We start from the raw sequence: 356 nt of genomic DNA, 5'->3' as shown, positions 1-356 counted from the left end.
GAGCTGTCGAAGGTGGGACTGGCGATTGGGACGAAGTCGTAACAAGGTAGCCGTACCGGAAGGTGCGGCTGGATCACCTCCTTTCTAAGGAGCACTTCTTACCGAGTCCTTCGGGACGAGGTCAGAGGCCAGTACATCAGCGAATGTCTGATGCTGGTTGCTCATGGGTGGAACGTTGACTATTCGGCATACTTGATCGTCTTCTCCTTCTAGTACTGCTCTTCGGAGCGTGGAACGTTGAGGGGAGCGGGGAGTGTGTCGGGCACGCTGTTGGGTGTCTGAGGGAATGGATTTTTCCTCAGTCGCCGGCCCCAGTGAACTCGCCTAAGGGCGGGGTGATGGGTGGCTGGTCGTTG

1 rRNA gene is annotated in these 356 nt (G+C 57.3%); it reads left to right on the top strand.

What is annotated here, in order from left to right:
* A 16S ribosomal RNA gene (locus IO24_RS0140075) occupies positions 1-84 on the top strand; the annotation flags it as partial.
* Between the last annotated feature and the right edge of the window lie 272 nt (positions 85-356).

The organism is Streptomyces flavovariabilis, assembly GCF_000725785.1.
Lineage (GTDB): Bacteria > Actinomycetota > Actinomycetes > Streptomycetales > Streptomycetaceae > Streptomyces > Streptomyces hawaiiensis.
Note: the sequence above shows the minus strand (reverse complement) of the source record. Positions and strands in the feature narration are given on the sequence as shown.